The following is a 15,071-nucleotide window of genomic DNA, read 5'->3' as shown; positions in this document are numbered from 1 at the left end:
GAGCGAACGCCAAAAACCCCGGCATCCTTGACTTTCGCCCCGCTTTCCTGTTTAAGCCCGGCGTTCGCTTTCATGCAGACGAGACCACCGAGCCTCCGACCGGGTCATCCCTACAAGGGACAGAACCCGGAGGGCAACATCCGACAGCGCGTTGCGCCCTCGGGTGCTTTTTGGCTTTGCGTCTTGTTTTTGCGCGGGAAAGACCCGACGTTTCGGGCAACCGAAACGACTAGGATGAGATGATGTTCGAGAGCCTTCAGGACCGCCTTGGGTCCATTTTGAACGGACTGACCGGCCGTGGCGCCCTGTCGGAAGCGGATGTTTCCGCGGCGCTGCGCGAGGTTCGCCGTGCGCTGCTCGAGGCGGACGTTGCGCTCGACGTGGTGCGCGCCTTTACCGAGGCCGTGCGCGAAAAAGCCGTTGGCGCCGAGATCGTCAAGTCGATCAAGCCCGGCCAGATGGTCGTCAAGATCGTCCATGACGAGCTCGTCTCCATGCTCGGCACCGAAGGTGTCGCGATCGACCTCAACGCCGCAGCCCCCGTCGTCATCATGATGGTCGGCCTGCAGGGCTCGGGCAAGACGACCACCACCGGCAAGATCGCCAAGCGCCTCACCGACCGGGACCGGAAGAAGGTCCTGATGGCCTCGCTCGACACGCGCCGTCCGGCCGCGCAGGAGCAACTGCGCCAGCTGGGTGTCCAGACCGGTGTCGATACGCTGCCGATCATCGCCGGCCAGACCCCGACCGACATTGCCGCCCGCGCCGTTCAGGCCGCCAAGCTCGGCGGGCACGACATCGTCATCCTCGACACCGCCGGCCGTACTCACATCGACGAGCCGCTGATGCTCGAGATGGCCGAGATCAAGCGCAAGTCGAACCCGCATGAAATCCTGCTGGTCGCCGATGCGCTGACCGGTCAGGACGCCGTCAATCTCGCCCGCAACTTCGACAGCCGCGTCGGCATCACCGGCCTCGTGCTGACCCGCATGGACGGCGACGGCCGCGGCGGTGCTGCGCTTTCCATGCGCGCCGTCACCGGCAAGCCGATCAAGCTGATCGGCGTCGGCGAAAAGATGACGGAGCTCGAGGAGTTTCATCCCCGGCGCGTCGCGGATCGCATCCTCGGCATGGGCGACATCGTTGCCCTCGTCGAAAAGGCGGCTGAGAACATCGACGCCGAAAAAGCCCGCGCCATGGCCGAGAAGATGGCCAAGGGCAAGTTCGACCTCAACGACCTTTCCGACCAGCTGAAGCAGATGCAGAGCATGGGCGGCATGGGCGGCATCATGGGCCTGATGCCAGGCATGGGCGGCATGAAGGACAAGCTCGCGGCCGCCGGCCTCGACGACAAGATGTTCAAGCGCCAGCTCGCCATCATCTCCTCGATGACCCGCGAGGAACGTGCCAATCCCGACCTCCTGAAGCATTCCCGCAAGAAGCGCATCGCCGCCGGCTCCGGCACGGATGCGTCCGACATCAACAAGCTTCTGAAGATGCACCGCCAGATGGCGGACATGATGAAGATGATGGGCGGCAAGGGCAAGGGCGGCATGATGAAGCAGATGATGGGCGGCCTTGCCGGCAAGATGGGCCTGGGTGGCCTTGGCGGCGGCATGGGGGGCATGCCGGATCTGTCCAAGATGGACCCCAAGCAGCTCGAGGCTCTCGCCAAGCAGGCGGAAGCCGCCGGCATCAAGCCCGGCAGCCTGCCCGGCATGGGTGGCCTTGGCGGAATGCCCGGGCTTGGCGGCCCGAAGCTGCCCGGCCTCGGCGGCGGTTTCCCCGGCCTGCCTGGCATGCCGAAGAAGAAGTGAGGAGCGCCCGGCGATGGTCGATCCCGAGGTGAAGAAAGAATTGGCGGGCTACCGGCAGTCGATCGACAATATCGACGCCGCGCTCGTTCACATGCTGGCCGAACGTTTCCGCTGCACCAAGGCGGTTGGCGTTCTCAAGGCCAGGTACGATTTGCCGCCGGCCGATCCGGCGCGCGAGGAATACCAGATCGAACGGCTGCGCAGGCTTGCGCGGGATGCCGATCTGGACCCGGATTTCGCCGAGAAGTTCCTGAACTTCATCATCAAGGAAGTCATCCGGCATCATGAAGCCATTGCCGCCGATCTCGGCGGTTCAGACACGTAAAACCAGACCGGAGCCCGTCGGAAGACGGCCTTCCAAAAACATCCAAAGGAGCAAACCATGTCCCTCAAGATTCGTCTCGCCCGCGGCGGTTCCAAGAAGCGTCCCTATTACCAGATCGTCGTTGCCGACGCCCGCTCGCCGCGGGACGGCCGCTTCATCGAAAAGCTCGGTTCCTGGAACCCGATGCTCGCCAAGGACGATGCAAACCGCACCGTCATCAACAACGAGCGCGTCCAGCACTGGCTCGACAACGGCGCCCAGCCGACCGACCGCGTCCTGCGCTTCCTGAACGAAGCCGGCCTCGCAACCCGCGAAGCCCGCAACAACCCGAACAAGGCAAAGCCGGGCAAGAAGGCCCAGGAACGCGCCGCCGAGAAGGCCCAGAAGGCCGCCGACGCCGCTGCTGCCGAATAAGGCTGGCACACCGGATTTTGTAATGACGGGCGGCGTGCGAACGCCGCCCGTTTGCTTTATGCAGAACGGAACACGCTGCAAGGACCTGAACCATGCCGAAGCTCGAAGATCCGATCCTGATGGCAACCGTCGGCGCGGCCCAGGGCCTGCGCGGCGAGGTGCGGCTGAAGGCCTTCACCGAAGACCCGATGGCCGTCGGTGATTACGGCGCACTGCACAGCATGGACGGCCGCAGCTTCGAAATCCTCGAAATCCGAGAGGCGAAGACCGTCGTCATCGTCCGCTTCCGCGGCATCAACGACCGCAACGCCGCCGAGGCCCTGAACGGCCTTGATCTCTACATCGAACGTGAAAACCTGCCGGACGACGATCTGGAGGAGGACGAGTTCTTCTACGCCGATCTCGAAGGGCTGGAAGCCGTCGATGCCGAGGGGCGCAGCTATGGCAGTGTCACAGGTGTCTTCGATTTCGGCGCCGGCGATCTCCTGGAGCTCAAAGGGCCGGGCAGACGCCCCGTCCTCATTCCCTTCTCGGAGGCCGCCGTGCTCGAAATCGACCTGGAAGGCGGGAAGATGCTGGTCGATCCCATCGCCGCCGGCTTGATCGACACCGACAAGGACGGCGCCGAAAGCCCCTTCCTGCCGAAGGGCAACTAAAGGCCATGCCGTTCCACGCCACGATCCTGACGCTCTATCCGGAAATGTTTCCGGGCCACCTCGCCCATTCGCTGGCCGGCAAGGCGCTGGCGCGCGGCGATTGGACCTGCGAACCCGTTCAGATCCGTGATTTCGCCACCGACCGGCACCGCACGGTGGACGACACGCCTGCCGGCGGCGGCGCCGGCATGGTGCTGAAGCCGGATGTGCTGGCCCGCGCCATCGACCATGTGGAAGCCGCCGACACGCGGCCCCGCCTGCTGATGAGTCCGCGCGGCCGCCCGCTGACGCAGGGCCGGGTGCGCGAGATCGCGGCCGGGCCCGGCGTCGTCATCGTCTGCGGCCGCTTCGAGGGCGTGGACCAGCGCGTGATCGAGGCGCGCGGCCTCGAAGAGATTTCCATCGGCGACTATATCCTTTCCGGCGGCGAACCGGCTGCCCTCACCCTGCTCGATGCCGTCGTGCGCATCCTGCCGGGCGTCATGGGCAACGATCTGTCCGGCGTTCATGAAAGCTTCGAAGGCGGGTTGCTGGAACATCCGCACTATACGCGCCCCCAAGTCTTCGAGGGCCGCGAGATCCCGGCGATCCTCACCTCCGGCAACCACGCCGCCATCGGCAAATGGCGGCACGAAGAAGCGTTGCGGCTGACCCGCGAGCGCCGCCCGGACCTTCTGTCGGCCGATCAGGCCGTCACGAAGTAGTAGCCCGTCAGGAACAGGCCGACCGCGACCACCAGACCACGGATGATGCCCTGCGGCACGCGTCGGGCGACCCAGACGCCGGAATAACCGCCAAGCGCACCGGCCGGGATCATCACCAGCGCCTCCGGCCAGGCCACGACCCCGCCGCCGGCAAAGACGACGATGGCAATCGCCGCGATCACCATGGCGATGAAATTCTTCAATGCATTCAGCCGGTGATAGTCGCCGCCCGTGGCAAGGCCGAGCACGGCCAGCATCATGATGCCCATGCCGGCGCCGAAGAAGCCGCCATAGATCGACGTGAAGAACTGGCCGATCATGCCGGCAAGGCCGACGTTGCGATGCTCTCCGGTATTCTTCGGCCGCAGATACGGCCCCGCCCAGAAGATCACGGTAGCCGCGAGCAGCAGCCACGGCACGAGACTGCGGAAGGAGGGATTGGACAGCGACAGCAGGATCAGCGCGCCACCAAGACTGCCGATGACCGAGATGATGCCGAGGATGATCGCCTCGCGCGGCCGGGCCAGGATTTCCTTGCGATAGGCAAGCGCCGAGGTGACATATCCCGGAAACTGCGTGACCGAGGAGGTCGCATTCGCCGAAATCGGCGGCATGCCGGTTAGCGTCATCGCACCGAAGGTCAGGAAGGTACCGCCACCTGCAATGGCGTTGACGACACCGGACAGGAAACCGGCTGCGGCCAGCAGCAGGATGGTCAAAATGCTCATGATATCTCCTCCGTCATCCCGCTTATCTGGCCAATTCCGAAGTTTCAAGATCGACAAGAGACGAAGGCACCTCTGCATTTTCAGGCATTGCAGTCGTTTGAGGGGTGACAAGCGGGGCAATCTCCTGTAAAGCCCCGGCCGGTTCGGGGAATCCCGTCCGCCAATAAAGAATGGCGCATCCGCTCCCGCTGATCACGCAAATCGATCGCGCACCGTCCAAGGCTGGTCCGAGGCGGTGCAGAGAGCGCTCTGGTCGTTTCAGAAGAAATGGAAAAGGTAGACCAATGACCAACATCATTGCCCAGCTCGAGGCCGAACAGGCCGCCAAGATCGCCGCCAAGCGCGAACTTCCCGCATTTTCCGCCGGCGACACCATCCGCGTCAACGTGCGCGTGACGGAAGGCAACCGTACCCGCGTACAGGCCTATGAAGGCGTATGCATCGCCCGCTCCGGCGGCGGCATCAACGAAAGCTTCACCGTTCGCAAGATCTCCTACGGCGAAGGCGTCGAGCGCGTATTCCCGGTCTACTCGCCGCTCGTCGAAGGCGTCGAAGTCGTCCGCCGCGGTAAGGTTCGTCGCGCCAAGCTCTACTACCTGCGCGACCTGCGCGGCAAGGCTGCCCGTATCGTTGAAAACACCAACACCCGCGCCCGCAAGCTCAACGACGCCGAGCGCCAGGCCGTTGCCAACGAAAAGGCCCGCATCGAAGCCGAGAAGGTCGCTGCTGCCGAGAAGCTCGCCGCTGAAAAGCCGGCCGACGCCGCAGAATAAGACCTGGTCCGGATCATCCGGTATCATGCGAAAGGCCCCGGTTTTCCGGGGCCTTTTTCGTTGTTGCCCCTGCGGACGAGGGACAAAAGAAAATGGCCGTATCGTTTCCAATACGGCCATTCGCCAATAGTTCGGTCTGTGACCTGTTCGCCGTCTTCCTCAAACTCAAGGAAGACAGCCGCTTTTCCCTTAGTTGCGGTTTCCGAGGAAGCGCAGCAGGAACAGGAAAAGGTTGATGAAGTCGAGGTAGAGCGAGAGCGCGCCCATGATCGCCTTGCGGCCGGCAACGTCAGCGCCATCGGCTTCGAAGTACATTTCCTTGATCTTCTGCGTGTCCCAGGCGGTCAGGCCGGCAAACAGCAGCACACCAATGGCCGAGATCGCGAAGTTCAGCGCCGAGGAGGCGAGGAAGATGTTGACGATCGAGGCGATGATCAGGCCGAAGAGACCCATGATCAGGAACGAGCCGAAGGCCGAGAGGTCACGCTTCGTCGTGTAGCCGAACAGCGAGAGCGCGCCGAACGAGGCGGCCGTCACGAAGAAGGTCTGCACGATGCTCTGGCCGGTATAGACCATGAAGATCGACGAGAGCGACAGGCCCATCAGACCCGCATAGACCCAAAAGGCCATCTGCGCGGCGCCAACGCTCAGCGAATTGATGCGGAAGCTCAGGAAGAAGACCATAGCCAGCGGCGCCAGCATGATCACCCACTTGAGCGGAGATGCGAAAAGGAGCTGGGCGAAGGCCGGATTGGAGACCGCCGCCATATAGGTGCCATAGGCGGCCACGCCGGTGATGGCGAGACCGATGGCCATGAGGTTATAGACCTTCAGCATGTAGCTGCGAAGGCCCTGATCGATCACCGCACCGGCCTCCACGCCGGTCGGCGTTGTGCGGGTTTGGTAGTGTCTGAGATCAGCCATTGTATCCTCTATAGAATTCCCGGGTCCATCGAGCCATGCGGCGGGGCCCCTGCCCCATCCGCCTCAGGCGCCGCTGCGGGATTTCAGCTTGCCTTGAAGACAATATGATGCCCGCGGGTACGGGAGACAAGGCCTCCCGCCCGAAGGTTGGATTACAAAGGGTTAATCCGGCCGCGCTTTTGAAGCTGTCAAGGCTCGCGCAGAACGGGCCCCGCCTTCTGTCCCAGCACCCGCCAGGTACCAATAAGTCCGATACCGACCGTCATCACGAGAGCAACGAGAAGCGTCGTCAGCGCCACGTCCGGCAGGAAGGTTGAGGGGAGCTCCATGATCTGCGAGACGACGAACCAGGCCGCAACACCGCCGGCGGCCAAAGCGAAAATGGCGGTGGATGCGCCAAGGATCGCATATTCGTAGCTGAAGGCGCGGATCAGGGTCTGCCGGGTCGCGCCCAGCGTCTTCAGGATGACGGCATCGTGGATGCGCGCCCGGTTGCCGGCCGCAAGCGCCCCCGCCAGCACCAGCACGGAAGCCGCGAGCGCTACGGACGCGGCGGCCCGGATGGCGGTCGCGAGTTGCGCCACGAGCTGGTTGACGATGTCGAGCGCGTCCTTCACGCGCACGCTGGTAATGGTCGGATAGGCATTGGTGATGCGGCGTAAGGCCTCGGCTTCCTGGGGTGCGGTCGCGGTCGGATCGATGATCGTCGCCAACCAGGCATGCGGCGCACCGGCAAACGTATTCGGCGAAAAGACCATGACGAAATTGATCGACAGCGATTCCCACTCCACCGTACGGAAATTGGCGATCTTCGCCGTGATGTTGCGCCCGAGCACGTTGACCGTCACGGTGTCGCCGATCTTGAGGCCAAGTTCACGCCCCTCCTGCTCCGAGAAGGAAACGAGCGGCTCGCCGCTATAGTCGGCCGGCCACCAGCTGCCTTCGGCAAGGGTCGAATTCTCCGGCAGGTTCTTGGCATAGGTGATGCCGCGATCGCCGCGCAGCACCCACTGGCCGGCGGGTGGCACGTTGAGGGAGGCGACGTCGACGCCGTTGAAGGCGATGATCCGCCCGCGCAGCATCGGCACCTCGATGATCTTTCCCTCGGGCAGGGCTTCGCTCAGAAGCGTGCGGAAGCCCTCGACCTCGCTGCCCTGGATATCGACGAAGAAGAAATTCGGCGCCCGCTCCGCGAGGCTTCCCGTCAACTGACGACGCAGATTGCCGTCGATCAGCGCGATCGTCACGAGGAGCGTCAGTCCAAGGCCGAGCGACAGCACCACCGAGGGCGTCAGGGCGCCCGGGCGATGGATATTGCCGATGGCGAGTCGCAGCGGCGTCGAGGCGATGGCGGGGCTGCGCCGCGCCAGCCACGCGACGCCAAAGGCAACGAGGCGCAGCACCACGAAGGAGCCGGCGACAGCCGCGAGGAAGATCGTCGAGATGCGCCGGTCGTAGGCTGTGAAGATGGCGAGCCCGCACAGGAGCACCAGCAGCAGGACGGCGGCTGTCAGATAACGCCAAGGCGGCAGGCGGAACCCATCCAGCCCCTGTTCGCGAAAAAGCGCGGTTGCGGGAATGCGCCGCGCGCGTCCGAGCGGCAAGATGGCGAAGGCGAGCGCCGTGGTGATTCCGAAGAGAGCCGCAAGCCCCAGCGCGCCCGGATAGAGCGAAAAGCCCTCCGGCACCGGAAGCGTACCGGCCAGGAACTGCGCGGCAGCGTAGGGGATGATGGCACCGAGCACCAGGCCGATGGCAATGCCGATCAGTGCGATGGCGAGGATCTGGATCAGGTAGATCATCAGTACCACGGACGCCGGTGCGCCGAGGCACTTGAAGGTGGCGATCACCGCCCGCTTGGAATCGATATAGGCCCTGACGGCATTGGCAACTCCGACGCCGCCGACGATCAGCGCCGTCAGTCCGACCAGCGTCAGGAATTGCGAGAAGCGGGTGACATTGGCCGTCAGCGCCGGCGCGGCATTGGAACTGGTGCGGATCGACCAGCCGGCAGCGGGGAACTTTTCCTCCGCAAGGCGCCGCGCCTCGGCGGCGCTCTCGCCGGGCCGGAGGCGGATCTTGTAGGTGTGTTCGACGAGGCTTCCCGTCTGCACCAGCCCGCTCGCAGCCAGCGCCTCCCGCGATATCATCAGCCGCGGCGCAAAGCCGAAACCATCGGACACCGCATCCGGCTCCCGGTCGAGCGCCGCGGAAATGACGAGACGGGCCTTTCCGAGCATCAGCACATCGCCCGTCTTCAGCCCGAGCCGGTCCAGAAGTAGCGGCGCGGCGACCGCCCCGAAGCCACCATCACGACTGCCAACGAGCGCCTGCACGGTTTCCGCCGGTGGTGTCGTCTCCACCTTCCCATAGAGCGGATAGGCGTCATCGACCGACTTCAGCTCCACCAACGCCTGGTTCGATCCATCCGGGAGCCGCGCCATGGAGCGCAGGCCGGAATTCACCGACACCGTTCCCAGCGTATCGAGGAAGGCCCTTTCCTCCTGCGTCGCCTCGCGATTGTCGATCTCGAAACGGATATCGCCCGCCAACAATTCCCGCCCCTGCCCCTCGATGGCGCCGGTAATGGACTGCGAGAGCGAATTGACGCCGGCGATCGCCGCCGTTCCGAGCGCGATGCAGGCAAGGAAAATGTAAAAGCCCTTGAGGCCGCCGCGCATTTCGCGCAGCGCAAACCGGAGGGCGACGGCAAGCTGCCGGCCAAACCCGGCACGACCGGAAACAGCCGCCGCGCTCATGCTCGCGCCGCCTCGGCGACAGGCCTTGCGGGCGATGTCGCATCCGCCGCGACGATCTCGCCGGATCGCACCCGCACCTGCCGCGAGCAACGCGCCGCCAGCGCCGGATCATGCGTCACAAGCACCAGCGTCATGCCGCGGCCAGCCTGCTCGGCAAAGAGGAGGTCGGCGATCTGGCGACCCGTTTCCGTATCGAGATTGCCGGTCGGCTCGTCGGCGATCAGAAGTTTCGGTTGGGGGGCAAGAGCCCGGGCGATCGCCACGCGCTGCTGCTCGCCGCCCGAAAGCTGGCCGGGATAATGCGACAGGCGCGCACCGAGACCGACCGCCTCGAGCTCCTTGCGGGCAATGTCGAAAGCATTCGGGGTGCCGGCAAGTTCGAGCGGCACCGCCACGTTTTCGAGCGCTGTCATGTTGGGGATGAGGTGGAAGGACTGGAAGACGATGCCGATCGTGCGCCCCCTGAATTCCGCCACGCGATCCTCATTCAGCGCATGCAGCGCCACATCGTCGATGACGATTTCGCCGCTGTCCAGCCGCTCGAGCCCCGCCAGAACCATCAGCAGCGTCGATTTGCCCGAACCCGAGGGACCGACGATGCCGACCGACTGTCCGGCCTCGATCGAAAGGCTCATGCGCTTCAGCACATGCACCGAGGCCTCGCCCTGTCCGAGCGTCAGATCGGCATTTTTCAGCGCAATGATGGTTTTTGCCACGAATGGGGACCCTATATGTGGGGAGAGGTGTCGATGTGTTATCGCGATTTAGGAAGCGGATGATGGTAAAAAAAGGCTGGTTCACGCTTTTGTTTGCGGCGGGTGTTCTCTTCGCCGCTGCGGTGCTGCCGGCCGCGGCAGCACCCGTCAAGCTCGTCGGCTTCGGCGACAGTCTGATGGCCGGCTATCAATTGCCGCCGGCAGACGCCTTTCCCGCCCGCCTGCAGAAGGCGCTGAACGACAAGGGCATCGACGTCACCATCGAAAATGCCGGCGTTTCCGGCGACACGACCTCCGGCGGCCTCGCCCGCATCGACTGGTCCGTGCCGGATGGCACCGATGGCGTCATCCTGGAACTCGGCGCCAATGACGCCCTGCGCGGCCTGTCTCCGGCCGACAGCCGCGCCAATCTGGAACGCATGATCATCCGCCTGAAGGAACGCGGTATCGCCGTGCTGCTCGTCGGCATGCTGGCCCCGCCGAACATGGGCGAGGATTACGGCAAGACATTCAATGCCATGTATGGCGAGCTCGCCAAGGCGCATGGGGTAACGCTCTATCCGTTTTTCCTCGATGGCGTCGTGACCCATCCGGACCTGCAGCTCGAAGACGGAATGCACCCCAACCCAAAGGGCGTGGGCGTCATGGTGGAGCGTTTTCTGCCGACGGCCGAAGCCTTCATTGCCGGCATCGGAAAGAATGCGCCGGCAAATTGAGTTTTTGCGGGTGCTAAATAGGAGTTGCGTCGATGGCGGATGCATGATTCGCTGAGGCCATAGACCTTGAATCGGGGAGCTCGACATGCCGAGACTGTTCACCGCACTCGAGATCCCCCGCAGCGCCGCCATGAGCCTGTCTCTGTTGCGCGGCGGCCTGCCAGGAGCCCGCTGGATCGATGTGGAAAATTACCACATCACCCTGCGTTTCATCGGCGATGTGGATGGTCGCACCGCAGACGAGATCGTCGACAGGCTCGACCGCATCGAACGACCGGAATTTGAAATCCAGCTCTCGGGCACCGGTGCCTTCGGCTCCAAGAAACCGCATTCCGTCTTCGCCGGCGTCAGCGCCAGCCCCGAAATGAGCGCCCTTCAGGCGGAAATCGAGCGCATCTGCCAGCGCCTTGGCCTTCCCGCCGATCCGCGCAAGTTCACGCCGCATGTGACGCTGGCAAGGCTGCGCAACACGCGGGTGGAAGACGTGGTGACCTATCTAGCCGGCCGTGGCAATTTCCACACTTTGCCCTTCACGGTCGGACGCTTCGTGCTCCTCTCCTCGCGCGATTCGGTTGGCGGCGGCCCTTATCTCACCGAAGAGGTCTTCCCGCTGATGGAAACCGGCGGCTTCGGCGGCGCGGACGATTATCACGCCATGCCGCTCGCCTGATCTTCCGGACAAGCCTTTAGATCTTGCCTCAGGGCGATGTCTTTTCCCCAAGAAAGGCGAGCATGCCGCGCGCCGCCTGCGCCCCTGTGGCGAGGCAGGCTGTCAGCAGATAGCCGCCCGTCGGCGCCTCCCAGTCCAGCATTTCCCCGGCGGCAAAAACGCCCGGCAGCACCTTCAGCTGATAATCCGCTCCGATCGCATCAAGCCGGATGCCACCCGCCGAGGAGATCGCTTCCGCGATCGGCCGCGGGCTGGCAAGCGGGATGGCGAGCGCCTTGATGCACTGGGCCAGCGCGCGGGCATCGCGCCCGGCTATGTCGGGAACCGCCTCGCGCAGCAGCCCCGCCTTGACGCCATCAAGCCCCGTGGCCCTCCGCAAGCGGTTGGAAAAGCTGAGCTTCGGGGCCTGCCGGTGCAAACTGGCCGAAAGCGCCTCCACCGTCCTGTCCGGCGCGAGATCCACGATAAAAGCCGCCTGCCCCGTCTCCAGCAACCGGTCGCGCAGGGGCGCGCAGCCCGCATAGACGAGGCTGCCCTCGATGCCGTGACGGGTCACCACGAACTCGCCCTTCACCACCCGCCCATCAATCCCTGTCGCAACCGACTTGACCGGCGCGCCCGCGAAACGCTCCGCAAACAGCGCGCTCCAACAGACATCGAAACCGCAATTGGCCGGCCGGAACGGCGCAATCGTGACGCCCCGTTCGGCCAGAACCGGCACCCAGGCCGCGTCCGATCCAAGCCGCGGCCAGCTTGCCCCGCCAAGCGCCAAAAGCACCGCATCCGCCGCCACATGGACCGGCCCGTCCGGCGTCTCGAAGAGCAGCGCCTGCCCGTCGAACCCCTTCCAGCTATGCCGTGTCCGCACCGTGACCCCGAGCCCTGCAAGCCGCGCCAGCCAGGCACGCAGAAGGGGCGAAGCCTTCATGGCAACGGGGAAAACACGGCCGGAACTGCCCGTAAACGTCTCCACGCCGAGCCCGGCCGCAAAGGCCTCGACATCGCGGCCTGTCATGGCATCAAGTGCATCGCGTAGAAAATCTCCGGCCGCGCCGAACCGCGTTCTCAGCCGCTCATGCGGCTCGGAATGGGTAATGTTGAGACCGGATTTTCCCGCCAGCAGCAGCTTGCGCGCCACCGAGGGCATGGCATCGTAGACGGTGACGCACACGCCGGCGCGGCCCAGCATCTCGGCCGCCATCAGCCCCGCCGGCCCGCCGCCGACGATCGCCACCTGCGGCGCTGAATGCCTGGCGCTTCCCATCAATGCCTGCCTGTCTGCCTCTGTCATGCGGCCCTTCTGCCCGAGGCGGATGTGACGTTCAAGCCGGGCGCGCGTCTGCCGCCTGCCGCCTCTGGTAGACGATGCCAAAAATCCTCCCGCGAAAAGAGGATTGACTCTCCGGGTGGCCTCTGGAATCCATTAGAACAAAACAGGAACACTGGAGAATGCCATGGAAGGTGCCCGTGATGGCGACCGCCTGTCGATGCTGCGCGACACCCTGGCCCGGATCGAGGGGCGGGAGCCGCGCTTTGACGACACCCACCCGGTTTGCCGCGAAGAAACCCGCCGCGCAACCGAAAACCGCCTGCCGCTCGGCGCCGAACGTTTCGATGCCCTGCTCGGGGGTGGGCTGCCGCAGGCCGGCCTCCTTGAGGTGCGCCATGACGAGACGCGTGAGGCCGGTACGGCGAGTGGCTTCACGCTGGCGCTGGCCGCCCGCTATCAGGAAGACCGCCGCCCCACGCCGCGCCGCAGCCTGCTCTGGGTGGCCGAACGCCAGGCTGCGGCTGAGGCCGGCCTGCCCTATGCGCCTGGCCTTGCCGATTACGGCCTCGATACGGCGCGGCTCTTCTTTTCCCGCACGCGCCGCATCGAGGATGCGCTCTGGGTCGTGGAGGCAGCCCTTGCCTGCGGCGATTTCGCCGCCGTGGCACTCGAGGTGCGCGGCAACCCCGCGAGTCTGGGCTTCACCGAAAGCCGCCGCCTGCATCTGAAGGCCAAGGCCGCCGGCCTGCCGCTTCTGCTGCTGCGCCAGGGGGGCGCGGCGGAGGCAAGCGCCGCACTGCTGCGCTTTGCCGTGCGCCCCGCCCCTGCCCGTCCCCGCCGCCTGACGACGGGGGCCGCCCTTGCCGGCAGCCTCGGCAACCCCGTCTTTTCCGTCACCATCGAAAAGAACCGGGCCGTTCCCCCGCAAACCCTCGCCCTCGAATGGAGCGCCCATGACCTTCGTTTCCACGACCATGACGCAGCAGCCAGCCGCGCTCTTTCCGGCGCAGGGCGCGCGCATCCTGTCGATCGTCTTCCCGCACCTGCCGACGGACCGGATCAGCCGCGGCCTGTGGGGCACGTCGTGGCTTTCCGCCGGGCGTCCTGAGCATCCGCCCATCGTGCTCGCCGGCCGCGAGGGCAATGCCATGCGCATCGCCGCGCTCGACCGCGTGGCGGAAGGGGCCGGCCTGCGCCCTGGTCTCGGCATTGCCGAAGCCCGCGCCATGCTGCCGAAACTCGACGTGATGCCCGCCGATCCCGCCGCCGACCGGAGCTTTCTCGCCGGCATTGCCGACTGGTGCGACCGCTACACCCCGCTGGTCGGCATCGACGGGAGCGATGGCCTCTTTCTCGATATCACCGGCTGTGCCCATCTGCATGGCGGCGAAAAGGCGCTGATGGCAGATCTTCTCGCCCGCCTCTTTCATCTCGGCCTCGAGGCCCGCGCCACCATTGCCGCAACGCCCGGGCTTGCCTGGGCGCTCGCCCGCTTTGGCGCCGCCCCCGCCCACATCGTCGATGCCGGCGCGGAGGAAGAGATGCTGGTGCCGCTGCCGCTTGCCAGCCTTCGCCTGCCCGCCGACATGCGCGACGGCCTTGCCCGGCTCGGCCTCGTCAGCGTCCATGACATCCTCACCATGCCGCGAGCACCCTTGGTTCGCCGCTTCGGCCCCCTGCCCCTGTTGCGCCTCGATCAGGCGCTGGGGCGCGAGGACGAACCGATCAGCCCGCGCCGGCCCGTCGCCCTGCTGGCGGCCGAGAGGCGCCTTGCCTCGCCGGTGGTGGCACAGGACGATATCCTTGCCATCACGCTCAGCCTCGCCACCAGCCTTAGGCCCGGCCTTGAGGCGCGCGGCCAGGGCGGGCGCACCTTCGAGCTGCAGCTTTTCCGCATCGATAGCCGCGTTTTCCGCCTGGCCGTCGGCGCCTCCGCGCCGCTGGCCGACCCCGCCCGCATTGCCGGCCTCTTCCGCGAGAGGCTAGCCGCCCTGCATGACGATATCGATGCAGGCTTCGGCTTCGAAATGCTGCAACTGCGCGTCCTCAGCGCCGAAAGTGCAACGCCACGTCAAACCGATCTCGCTACGGCGGGCGCAGAAGACCGTCCGCTGACCGGCTTCATCGACCAGGTAACCGCGAGGCTGGGCCCGGAAAGTCTCGAGGTCATGCTCCGGCAGGAAAGCCATGTGCCCGAGCGCGCCGCAAGCTTTCTGCCCGCCACGGAGGCGCCTTCGCCGGACGCACCGATCCGGCAGAAGACGCCGCTCGCCGCCCGCGCTGTCGCCGCCATTGGCGCCGTCCGGCCGCTGCGCCTCTTCGCAAGGCCGGAACCGGTCGAGGCCACCGCCGAAGTGCCGGAGGGACCGCCCATGAGCTTTCGCTGGCGCCGGGCGCTCTATCGCGTGCGCCATGCCGAGGGTCCCGAACGCATCGCCTCCGAATGGTGGATCGACGGCGAGGACTGGCCGGTGCGCGATTATTTCCGGGTGGAGGATGTCGAGGGACGCCGCTTCTGGCTGTTCCGCGAGGGTTTCTTCAGCGACATCACCATGCCGCGCTGGTTCCTGCACGGTCTCTTTGCCTGAGGAGACCGACC

The 15,071-nt window shown here is 65.4% G+C and carries 15 protein-coding genes; 10 read left to right on the top strand and 5 right to left on the bottom strand.

What is annotated here, in order from left to right; translation table 11 throughout:
* The first annotated feature begins 242 nt into the window (after nucleotides 1-242).
* From ffh to trmD, 5 genes are all read left to right on the top strand, one after another.
* Nucleotides 243-1,817, top strand: a complete 1,575-nt coding sequence (gene ffh, locus F3H41_RS12915; RefSeq protein WP_149739097.1) for a signal recognition particle protein — start codon at nucleotides 243-245, stop codon at nucleotides 1,815-1,817.
* 13 nt (nucleotides 1,818-1,830) lie between these two features.
* On the top strand, nucleotides 1,831-2,142 hold the full coding sequence (locus F3H41_RS12910; RefSeq protein WP_149739096.1) for a chorismate mutase: 312 nt from the start codon (nucleotides 1,831-1,833) through the stop codon (nucleotides 2,140-2,142).
* Nucleotides 2,143-2,199: 57 nt separating this feature from the next.
* Nucleotides 2,200-2,556: a 30S ribosomal protein S16 gene (gene rpsP / locus F3H41_RS12905; protein ID WP_149739095.1), complete on the top strand. Its 357-nt coding sequence runs from the start codon at nucleotides 2,200-2,202 to the stop codon at nucleotides 2,554-2,556.
* 92 nt (nucleotides 2,557-2,648) lie between these two features.
* On the top strand, nucleotides 2,649-3,212 hold the full coding sequence (gene rimM, locus F3H41_RS12900) for a ribosome maturation factor RimM (RefSeq protein ID WP_149739094.1): 564 nt from the start codon (nucleotides 2,649-2,651) through the stop codon (nucleotides 3,210-3,212).
* A 5-nt stretch (nucleotides 3,213-3,217) separates the two neighbouring features.
* The gene (gene trmD, locus F3H41_RS12895; protein ID WP_149739093.1) at nucleotides 3,218-3,916 is read left to right on the top strand and encodes a tRNA (guanosine(37)-N1)-methyltransferase TrmD; all 699 of its coding nucleotides are present in this window, start codon (nucleotides 3,218-3,220) and stop codon (nucleotides 3,914-3,916) included.
* Here trmD and F3H41_RS12890 read toward each other — a convergent pair.
* Nucleotides 3,898-4,644 (bottom strand): sulfite exporter TauE/SafE family protein, encoded by a 747-nt coding sequence (locus F3H41_RS12890; protein WP_149739092.1) that lies wholly within the window; start codon nucleotides 4,642-4,644, stop codon nucleotides 3,898-3,900. The two genes, trmD and F3H41_RS12890, sit on opposite strands and share 19 nt — an antisense overlap.
* Before the next feature lie 284 nt (nucleotides 4,645-4,928).
* Here F3H41_RS12890 and rplS point away from each other — a divergent pair, with 284 nt between their 5' ends.
* On the top strand, nucleotides 4,929-5,417 hold the full coding sequence (gene rplS / locus F3H41_RS12885; protein ID WP_149739091.1) for a 50S ribosomal protein L19: 489 nt from the start codon (nucleotides 4,929-4,931) through the stop codon (nucleotides 5,415-5,417).
* 189 nt (nucleotides 5,418-5,606) lie between these two features.
* Here the strand turns inward: rplS and F3H41_RS12880 are convergent, their stop codons facing one another.
* The 3 genes from F3H41_RS12880 to F3H41_RS12870 all read right to left on the bottom strand — a co-directional run bounded on the left by F3H41_RS12880 (nucleotide 5,607) and on the right by F3H41_RS12870 (nucleotide 9,816).
* A complete protein-coding gene (locus tag F3H41_RS12880) occupies nucleotides 5,607-6,341 on the bottom strand; it encodes a Bax inhibitor-1/YccA family protein (RefSeq protein ID WP_149739090.1) in 735 nt (244 codons plus the stop codon).
* Between the two features lie 188 nt (nucleotides 6,342-6,529).
* Entirely contained in the window at nucleotides 6,530-9,100 is a 2,571-nt protein-coding gene (locus tag F3H41_RS12875) for an ABC transporter permease (protein ID WP_149739089.1), read from the bottom strand.
* On the bottom strand, nucleotides 9,097-9,816 hold the full coding sequence (locus F3H41_RS12870) for an ABC transporter ATP-binding protein (protein ID WP_149739088.1): 720 nt from the start codon (nucleotides 9,814-9,816) through the stop codon (nucleotides 9,097-9,099). The genes F3H41_RS12875 and F3H41_RS12870 overlap by 4 nt, the downstream gene beginning before the upstream one ends.
* A gap of 62 nt (nucleotides 9,817-9,878) precedes the next feature.
* On the opposite strand from F3H41_RS12870, the gene F3H41_RS12865 reads away from it, so the two are divergent.
* Nucleotides 9,879-10,532 carry an arylesterase gene (locus F3H41_RS12865; RefSeq protein ID WP_149739195.1) on the top strand — a complete coding sequence of 218 codons (654 nt, stop codon included), beginning with the start codon at nucleotides 9,879-9,881 and terminating at the stop codon, nucleotides 10,530-10,532.
* Between the two features lie 85 nt (nucleotides 10,533-10,617).
* Nucleotides 10,618-11,202 (top strand): RNA 2',3'-cyclic phosphodiesterase, encoded by a 585-nt coding sequence (gene thpR / locus F3H41_RS12860; RefSeq protein WP_149739087.1) that lies wholly within the window; start codon nucleotides 10,618-10,620, stop codon nucleotides 11,200-11,202.
* Nucleotides 11,203-11,230: 28 nt separating this feature from the next.
* On the opposite strand, the gene F3H41_RS12855 is transcribed toward thpR, so the two are convergent.
* Complete coding sequence (locus F3H41_RS12855) at nucleotides 11,231-12,493, bottom strand: TIGR03862 family flavoprotein (protein WP_188129455.1); 1,263 nt, start codon at nucleotides 12,491-12,493, stop codon at nucleotides 11,231-11,233.
* A 163-nt stretch (nucleotides 12,494-12,656) separates the two neighbouring features.
* Between F3H41_RS12855 and F3H41_RS21530 the strand changes: the two genes are divergently transcribed.
* Together F3H41_RS21530 and F3H41_RS12850 are read left to right on the top strand one after the other, a co-directional pair.
* Nucleotides 12,657-13,580 carry a hypothetical protein gene (locus F3H41_RS21530; protein ID WP_244616181.1) on the top strand — a complete coding sequence of 308 codons (924 nt, stop codon included), beginning with the start codon at nucleotides 12,657-12,659 and terminating at the stop codon, nucleotides 13,578-13,580.
* Nucleotides 13,492-15,060, top strand: a complete 1,569-nt coding sequence (locus F3H41_RS12850) for a DNA polymerase Y family protein (RefSeq protein WP_280177045.1) — start codon at nucleotides 13,492-13,494, stop codon at nucleotides 15,058-15,060. The genes F3H41_RS21530 and F3H41_RS12850 overlap by 89 nt, the downstream gene beginning before the upstream one ends.
* Nucleotides 15,061-15,071: the final 11 nt, after the last annotated feature.

The sequence above is a fragment of the Rhizobium sp. RU20A genome, from assembly GCF_900155885.1.
Classification (GTDB): Bacteria; Pseudomonadota; Alphaproteobacteria; order Rhizobiales; family Rhizobiaceae; genus RU20A.
This window is presented reverse-complemented; position numbering and strand designations above follow the sequence as displayed.